This is a genomic window from Paraburkholderia sp., assembly GCF_035501035.1.
Taxonomy (GTDB): Bacteria; Pseudomonadota; Gammaproteobacteria; order Burkholderiales; family Burkholderiaceae; genus Paraburkholderia.
In genome coordinates, this window is sequence record NZ_DATJWR010000002.1 from 25,633 (window position 1) to 33,701 (window position 8,069).

Genomic DNA, 8,069 nt, shown 5'->3' on the forward strand with positions numbered 1-8,069 from the left:
CGCCCGGATCCGGCCCCCGAAGGCACGCACCGCGCGCGCTGGCGGATCGACAACATGGACTGCCCGACCGAGGAGCGCCTGATCCGCAACCGGCTCGAACCGATGCCGGGCGTCGTGCGCCTCGACTTCGACCTGCTCGCGCGCGAGTTGACCGTGCATCATCGGCTGGACGATACGCAGCCCGTCGTCGACGCGTTGCGTGCGCTCGATATGGCGCCCCGTGCTCTGGGCGATGCCGCCTCTGTGCAATCCACCGCGCCGGCGTCGTCGGGCCTTGCGCTGCGCCAGAAGCTGTTGCTCGCCGTGAGCGGCTTTGCGGCCGCAGGCGCCGAGGTGCTCGCCTGGAGCACCGGACACGAAACGAGCGTGCCAGTGCTGGCCTGCGCGGTCGTCTCACTCGTTTGCGCGGGTCTGCCTACATTGGGCAAAGGCTGGATCGCGCTCCGGAATTTCACGATCAACATCTATTTCCTGATGTCCCTCGCGCAGGCGGGTGCGATTGCGATCGGCAAGTGGCCCGAGGCGGCGATGGTCGTCTTCCTGTTCGCCCTCGCAGAGGAAATCGAGGCGCTTTCGCTCGCGCGCGCCCGTCAGGCGATTCGCTCGCTGACCGCGCTCGCGCCCGAGACCGCGGAAGTCTGGCAAGCCGGCGAAGGTGCGCCGGCTCAAGGCGAATGGCGCGAGCGCGAAGTGGGCGCGGTAGCCATCGGCAGTCGCATTCGCGTGCGCACCGGCCAGCGCGTGCCGCTCGACGCGCGCGTGGTCGCGGGCCGCGCGGCGCTCGACCAGGCGCCGATCACGGGCGAGAGCCTGCCCGTCGACAAGGAGACCAGCGCGGCGCTCTACGCGGGCAGCATCGTCGTCGATGGCGTGGTCGAGGCGCTCGTCACCGCTGTCGCGCAGGACAGCACGCTCGCGCGCATCGCCGCGGCAGTGCAGCAGGCGCAGGCGCAGCGCGCGCCCGCGCAGCGCTTCGTCGACCAGTTCGCGCGCTACTACACGCCGGCCGTGGTTGCGCTCGCCGTAGCGATTGCGCTTGGCGGCCCGCTCGCGCTCGGCGGCGCGTGGGGCGGCTGGCTCTACAAGGCGCTCGTGCTGCTCGTGATCGCGTGCCCGTGCGCGCTCGTCGTCTCCACGCCGGTGACGGTCGTGAGCGGCCTTGCCGCCGCCGCGCGCCACGGCATGCTCGTGAAGGGCGGAGTGTGGCTCGAACGCGGCCGCTTGCTGAAGGTCGTCGCGCTCGACAAGACCGGCACGCTCACACGCGGCGAGCCGGTACTGACCGACGCACTCGCGGCGGTCGTTCCGGCGCAGGTCGGCGCGGCAGGCCCCACGGATGCGCTCGACGACGGCCCGCTTTCACCGCAAGAGGCGCTGCGCATTGCCGCGAGCCTCGACGATGCGAGCACGCATCCGGTCGCGCGCGCACTCGTTGCCGGCTGGCGCGAGCGTCAGCCGCATGCGCGACTGTCCGGCGTGGAACAGTTCGCAGTGCTCAACGGGCGCGGCGTGCAAGGGCGCATCGACGGCATGCTTTGGCGCCTCGGCAACCATCGTCTCGTGGAGGAACTCGGTTTGTGTTCGCCCGAGCTGGAAACGCAACTGGCGAGTCTGGAGCGGGCCGGCAAGACGGCGATCGTTCTGTGCGCGCCGCAAGCGGCGGTGGCCGTGTTCGCCGTCGCCGACGCGTTGCGCGCCGAAAGCGTGCCGGCGGTGCGCGCGTTGCGTTCGCTCGGCGTCACGCCCGTCATGCTGACGGGCGACAACGCGTCGACGGCGCGCGCGATTGGCGATCGATTGGGCATTGACGACGCCCGCGGCAATCTGTTGCCACAGGACAAGCAGGACACGATCGCAGCCCTCTCAGAGCAGCACGGCATGACCGCGATGGTCGGTGACGGCGTGAACGACGCGCCCGCGCTCGCGCGCGCCGACATCGGCTTCGCGATGGGCGCGGCAGGCACGGCGACGGCGCTCGAAACGGCGGACGTCGCGATCATGGACGACGATCCGCGCAAGATCGCCGCGTTCATCGGCCTCTCGCGCAAGGTCGCCGCCGTGCTCAAGCAGAACATCGCGCTCGCGCTCGGCATCAAGGCGGTGTTTCTCGTGCTCGCGCTGGCGGGCGGGGCCACGCTCTGGATGGCCGTGTTCGCGGACGTGGGCGCGAGCCTGCTCGTCGTGGCGAACGGCCTGCGTGTGCGCCGGCATTTCGGCGACACGCTCAAAGCGATCCAGCCATCCTGAGCAAAGATGCAACTAACAGCCAACCCCGCCGGCTCGCACGGCGCGCGCCTCACCACGGTTTCGCGAGGCGCTGCCGCAAGTCGGCGCGCGTGCTTTCGTCGAAATCGCCGAGAAAGCCGAAGCGCCCGGCGATCAGTGTTGCGACAGGCACGCCGTCACGGAACGCGATACGGTTTCCGGCTAGCGCCGGCACCTTCTCTCCGGGCAGGAGCGTGCCGACGAGATTGAGCGGGTCGGCGGCCGGCACGCAGACGAGCGTACCATCGGCACTTTCCGTCGATGCGCGTCGCCGTACGTCTCGCAGCAACGCAACGGCTTCCGGCAGGGCGAACTGCTCGCCCGAAATGCCGGTGACGAAGCGGCCGCCGCGCACTTCACCGCGTGCCTCCATGCGATGCAGCACGCGCAGCAGGTCGCGCCATGGCGGCAGCCACGGCGCTTCGCGCCCGAGCAGGTGCCAACTGACCACGCCATAACGGCGTAACAGGACGTTGGCGACGTGTTCCAGCAGATCCGCGTCGGCGAGCACGCGGCGCGTCGTGGCGGCCTGCCTTGCACGCGACAGCGTCTGAGCCTGAGCGCGCGGCGGCACGGCAGCGGGCGGATTCGAGCCGGTCTCGACGCGCGCATTCGAAGCCGTCGATGATGCTTCGACGAGCGCCGCATCGTCGGTATCGGCGTCGGCATTGGCATCGGGATTGGATTGCGGCTCATCTAACGCCACACGCCGCAGCGGCGCCCAACGCCCCGCGTCGGCCATGCCGCCCACGAGCGGCGCGAAGCCGCGTGGCCTGCGCCGGCCGTGATGCGCGTTGCGCTGCGCGGCCGGCTTCACGAGCGCGCGCAGCCCGGCGAAGCTGTCCGCGTTCACGAGCCCGGCCGCCACCAGCTCGCCGAGCGCATTCTCCAGTTCGACACCGAGCAGATGCGCGTCGGCGGCCAGCTCGTCGAAGAACATCGCGCCGTGCCGCAGCAGCGCCTCGTAGATACGCCGCGCGCGCGTCGAAAGCCCGGCCGTATCGGGCACTTCGACGAGCGCCATCCAGCGTGGCAATTCGCGTCGCGACAGCAGCACGACCGGCGTGCTGCGCACCGTCGAGGCGGCCGCCGCCCTCGCGGGCAGGCGCGCCCAGGCGAGGCGTCCCGAGCGGCACAGCTCATCGAGCAGCATCGGCGTGTAGTCGTCGATGCGTGCCGGCAGGATCTCGTCTTCCCACGCGAGCGCGGACGCTTCCCATCCTTCGAGCTGATCGAGCACGGCGCCGAGCGCATCGCGGCCCGAGCCCCGCGTGCCGGGCGCCACGCGCTGCCACTCGAACAGGAAGCGCATGAAATCGTGACGTTCGACGGGCTCGATTTCGCGCCTGAGCTTGCGCACCGTATAGCGGTGGATGCGTGCGAGCAGATGGCGTTCGCACCATTGCTCATGCCCGCCGCCCATGGCTTCGGGGCTGAAACGCCCGCGCATCACGGTGCCCTCGGCTTCGAGCCGCGTGAGCGCGAGCGCCGCCACGCCGGCCTCCAGTGCGAGCGGCCGCGCCACCTGCGCAACCGTGACAGGCCCTAAGCCCGAAAGGCGCGCGCGCACGATTTCGACGAGCGCCGCTTCCTCGCTCCATGCCTGGGCGTACTCGGGCGGTGGCGTGAGCCGCGGCTCGCACAGCGCCTGCGGGTAGATGGCCTGCACGCACGCAAGCCGCTCGATGCCGACCCACAACGCGTCATGCTCCGCGATCGGCAGACGCGTTGCGCGTCCCGCCGCCGCCAGTTCGGCGAGCCACGCGAGCCATTCCGGTTCGCGCCGCGCCTCGCTTTCGGCGAGCGCGCCGAGGCTCGTGAGCGCGTCGTGCATTTCGTCGGCGTCGCGCGCCTGCGGCCATGCTTCCTCGCGCACGCTCGCGATCGCTTCGGGGTCGAGCGCGCCCAGATCGTTGGTGGACTCGGGGTCGCTCCAGCGCCGCGACAGCACGGCCTGTGTGCGGCGCTCTTCGATTGGCGCGTCGTCGAGGAACGCGTAGGGGCGCGCCGTGAGAATCTCGGCCGCGAGCGGCGAGGGCGCGGGCAGCTCGCGCACCACGAGACGCACCTCGCGCGCCTCGATGCGGCGCAGCAGCGCGAGCCAGGCTTCGGTATCCATGGCGTCGTGCAGGCAATCATCGAGTGTCTGGTCGACGAGCGGATGGCGCGGCACTTCGCGCTCGCCCGCGATGTTCTCGACGCACGCCACCTGGTCGGGGAACACGGCCGCGAGCAGATCCTCGCTGCGCATGCGCTGGATCTGCGGCGGCGTCTTGCGACCGCCGGTCTGGCGCGGCAGTGCGAGCGCCGTGGTCGCGTTCCAGCGCCAGCGCACGCCGAAGAGCGGCGCGTCGAGCAGCGCCTGCACGAGCAGATGCTCGGCCGAATTCGAATGCAGATAGCGCCACACCTCGTCGAGCGCGAAGCTATGGGCTCCGGTGAGCGAGAGGATGATGGCGTCCTCGGTGGCGGCGGCCTGCAGCTCGAAGTTGAACTGGCGGCAAAAGCGCTTGCGCAGCGCGAGGCCCCACGCGCGGTTCACGCGGCTGCCGAACGGCGCGTGGATCACGAGCTGCGTGCCGCCGGCTTCGTCGAAGAAGCGCTCCATGACGAGCGTGTCCTGGGTCGGCAGCACGGTGAGCGCGGCGCGCGCGCGCGCGAGGTACTCGGCGATCTGGCGTGCTGCCGCGTCGTCGAGGTCGAGCGAGGCGGCAAGCGCGTTCGTGGCCCGATCGACCACGGCGGACGAGGGCGCGCCATTCGTGTTGGCATCGTTCGCATCGCTTGCGCTCGCATCGATGAGCGCCGCTTCCACCTGCTTGCGCAGCCGTGCGATCGCGAACGAAAGCTCGTCGCTGCGCCCCGGCGCCTCGCCGAGCCAGAACGGAATATTGGGCGGCTGCCCCTGCGCGTCCTCCACCCGCACGCGGCCCGCTTCGATACGCAAGATCCGATATGAAGCGTTGCCGAGCTGGAACACGTCGCCCGCCAGGCTCTCGACGGCGAAGTCCTCGTTGACGGTGCCGATCTGCACGCCCTGCGGTTCGAGCAGCACGGCGTAATCGGCGTTGTCGGGAATCGTGCCGCCCGAGGTGAGCGCGACGAGCCGCGCACCGCGTCGCGCGCGCAGCGTGTGACTCACGACGTCGCGATGCAGGTACGCGGCGCGCGGCCCGTGACGGCTCGTGTACCCCTCGGCGAGCATGCGCAGCACGGCGTCGAACTGGGCGCGTTCGAGCGTGGCCCAGGGCGTGGCGCGCCGCACGAGCGCGAAAAGCGCGTCTTCTTCCGAGGCCTCGCAAGCCACCTCGGCGACGATCTGCTGCGCGAGCACGTCGAGCGGCGCGTGCGGAGGCACGAGGCGGTCGAGTTCGCCGCGCCGCACGCAGTCGAGCAGCGCCGCGCATTCGATCAGGTCGTCGCGCGAGGTGGGAAAGAGCCGGCCCTTCGGCACGCCGCCGACCTGGTGTCCCGAGCGTCCCACGCGCTGCAGGAAAGCCGCGATCGAGCGCGGCGAACCGATCTGGCAGACGAGATCGACGTCGCCAATGTCGATGCCCAGTTCGAGCGATGCGGTCGCCACGAGCACGCGCAACTCGCCGCGCTTCAATCGCTGCTCGGCCAGAAAGCGATGCTCGCGCGCGAGGCTGCCATGATGCGCGGCCACGGCTTCGTCACCGAGGCGGTCGGTCAGGTGGCGCGCCACGCGTTCGGCCATGCGCCGCGTGTTGACGAACACAAGCGTCGTGCGGTGCTTGGCGACCAGCTCGGCCATACGGTCGTACACGCGCTCCCATACGTCGTTGGCCATCACGGCTTCGAGCGGCACGGGCGGCATCTCGATTGCGAGGTCGCGCGCGCGAGCATGGCCCACATCGACGATCTCGCACGCGGGCGGCTTCGCGGCCGAGTCTTGCGCCGTCTCGCCCATGCCGACCAGAAAGCGCGCGACCGTTTCGATCGGCTTTTGCGTGGCCGAAAGGCCGATGCGCAGCAAGCGCGAGCCGCACAAGGCATCGAGCCGCTCGAGGCTCAGCGCGAGATGGCAGCCGCGCTTGTTGCCCGCGAGCGCGTGAATCTCGTCGACGATCACGCTGCGCGCGCCCGCCAGCATGCGCCGGCCCGATTCGGAGCCGAGCAGCACATAGAGCGACTCGGGCGTCGTCACGAGGATATGCGGCGCGCGCTTTCTGAGCGCCGCGCGCTCGGCCTGCGGCGTGTCGCCGGTGCGTACCGCCGTGCGGATCTCGACGGGCGGCAGGCCCAGCCGTGAGAGTTCCGCGCCGATGCCTTCGAGCGGCCGTTCGAGATTGAGCCGGATGTCGTTGGAAAGCGCCTTGAGCGGCGAGACGTAGACGACGAGCGTCGTATCGGGCAGCGCGCCGCCGTTCGCGAGGCCTTCGCGCACCAGCTCGTCGAGCGCGGCGAGAAAGGCCGTGAGGGTCTTGCCCGAGCCGGTCGGGGCGGCGACGAGCGTCGCGCGCCGGCTTGCGATGAGCGGCCATGCGGCGCGCTGCGCAGCCGTGGGCGCTTCGAAGCTGCGGCGAAACCAGCCGGCCACGGCCGGATGAAAGCGGGCGAGTACGTCGCCGTCCTTGTCGGCGGCAGTGGCAAGGGCGGGGGCCTGCGGATCGGTGACGGACGAAGACGGTGTCATGCGGGTGACGAGCGGCGAGAAGGGCGTCGCGCAATGAGGTCCTGGCTTGCGCAGTGGGTGCACTACACAGTACGCCTGCCAGTCTCGCAGCTTTCGTGCGCGCCTGCCAGGCGTGCTGCAGACGCGGTGCGAAACGCAGTATCCTCGCCGCGTTGGACTTTCCCTCGATCCACGACGGAGTCACACCATGCGCTACAACCCACTGGGCCGCACCGGTCTGTTCGTTTCGGAACTCTGCCTCGGCACGATGACCTTCGGCGGCGGCGCCGGTATCTGGAACCAGATCGGCGATGTCCAGCAGGCCGACGCCGAGCGGCTCGTCGGCCGCGCGCTCGATGCGGGCATCAATTTCATCGACACTGCCGATGTCTATTCGCAGGGCATTTCCGAGCAGATCACCGGTCAGGCGCTCAAGAATCTCAAGATCGCGCGCGAGCAGGTGGTGATCGCGACCAAGGTATTCGGCGAGATGGGATCCTCGCCCAACGAGCGCGGCGCGACGCGCTATCACATCATGGACGGCGTGAAGGCGAGCCTCAGGCGCCTGCAGCTGGAGCACATCGACCTGTACCAGGTCCACGCCTTCGACCCTGTCACGCCCATCGAGGAGACGGTGCGCGGACTCGATGCGCTCGTACGCCAGGGGCACGTGCGCTATGTGGGCGTCTCGAACTGGGCGGCGTGGCAGATCGTGAAGGCGCTCGGCATCGCGCGGCAGGAGGGGCTTTCGCGCTTCGAGTCGCTCCAGGCCTACTACACGATCGCCGGGCGCGATCTCGAACGCGAACTCGTGCCGATGGTGGAGAGCGAGGGGCTTGGGCTGATGGTCTGGAGCCCGCTCGCGGGCGGCCTGTTGAGCGGCAAGTATGGCCGCGACCAGCAAGGGGAGGCAGGCAGCCGCCGCACGACTTTCGATTTTCCGCCCGTGGAGCGCGAACGCGCCTGGAATTGCGTGGACGCAATGCGGCCGATCGCGCAGGCAAAGGGCGTTTCAGTGGCGCAGATCGCGCTCGCGTGGCTGCTGCATCAGAAGGCGGTGACCTCGGTGATCATCGGCGCGAAGCGCCTGGATCAGCTCGACGACAACCTCGCCGCGACGAAAGTGAAGTTCAGTGCCGAGGAACTGGGCGTGCTGGACGACGTGAGC

3 protein-coding genes are annotated in these 8,069 nt (G+C 70.0%); 2 read left to right on the forward strand and 1 reads right to left on the reverse strand.

Annotation, left to right across the window (positions count from 1 at the left end; translation table 11 throughout):
• The first annotated feature begins 54 nt into the window (after positions 1-54).
• Positions 55-2,247, forward strand: coding sequence for a heavy metal translocating P-type ATPase (locus VMJ11_RS00310; protein WP_325615756.1), 2,193 nt, complete (start codon positions 55-57; stop codon positions 2,245-2,247).
• 49 nt (positions 2,248-2,296) lie between these two features.
• Here VMJ11_RS00310 and VMJ11_RS00315 read toward each other — a convergent pair whose 3' ends face one another.
• Positions 2,297-6,922 (reverse strand): DEAD/DEAH box helicase, encoded by a 4,626-nt coding sequence (locus tag VMJ11_RS00315; RefSeq protein WP_325615757.1) that lies wholly within the window; start codon positions 6,920-6,922, stop codon positions 2,297-2,299.
• A gap of 187 nt (positions 6,923-7,109) precedes the next feature.
• Here VMJ11_RS00315 and VMJ11_RS00320 point away from each other — a divergent pair.
• The coding region (locus VMJ11_RS00320; protein WP_325615759.1) for an aldo/keto reductase at positions 7,110-8,069 on the forward strand (960 nt) is incomplete at its 3' end.

Coding starts and splice junctions, on each gene's coding strand:
- VMJ11_RS00310 (WP_325615756.1), top strand. CDS start 55: ATGGACTGCCCGACCGAGGAGCGCCTGATCCGCAACCGGCTCGAACCG.
- VMJ11_RS00315 (WP_325615757.1), bottom strand. CDS start 6,922: ATGACACCGTCTTCGTCCGTCACCGATCCGCAGGCCCCCGCCCTTGCC.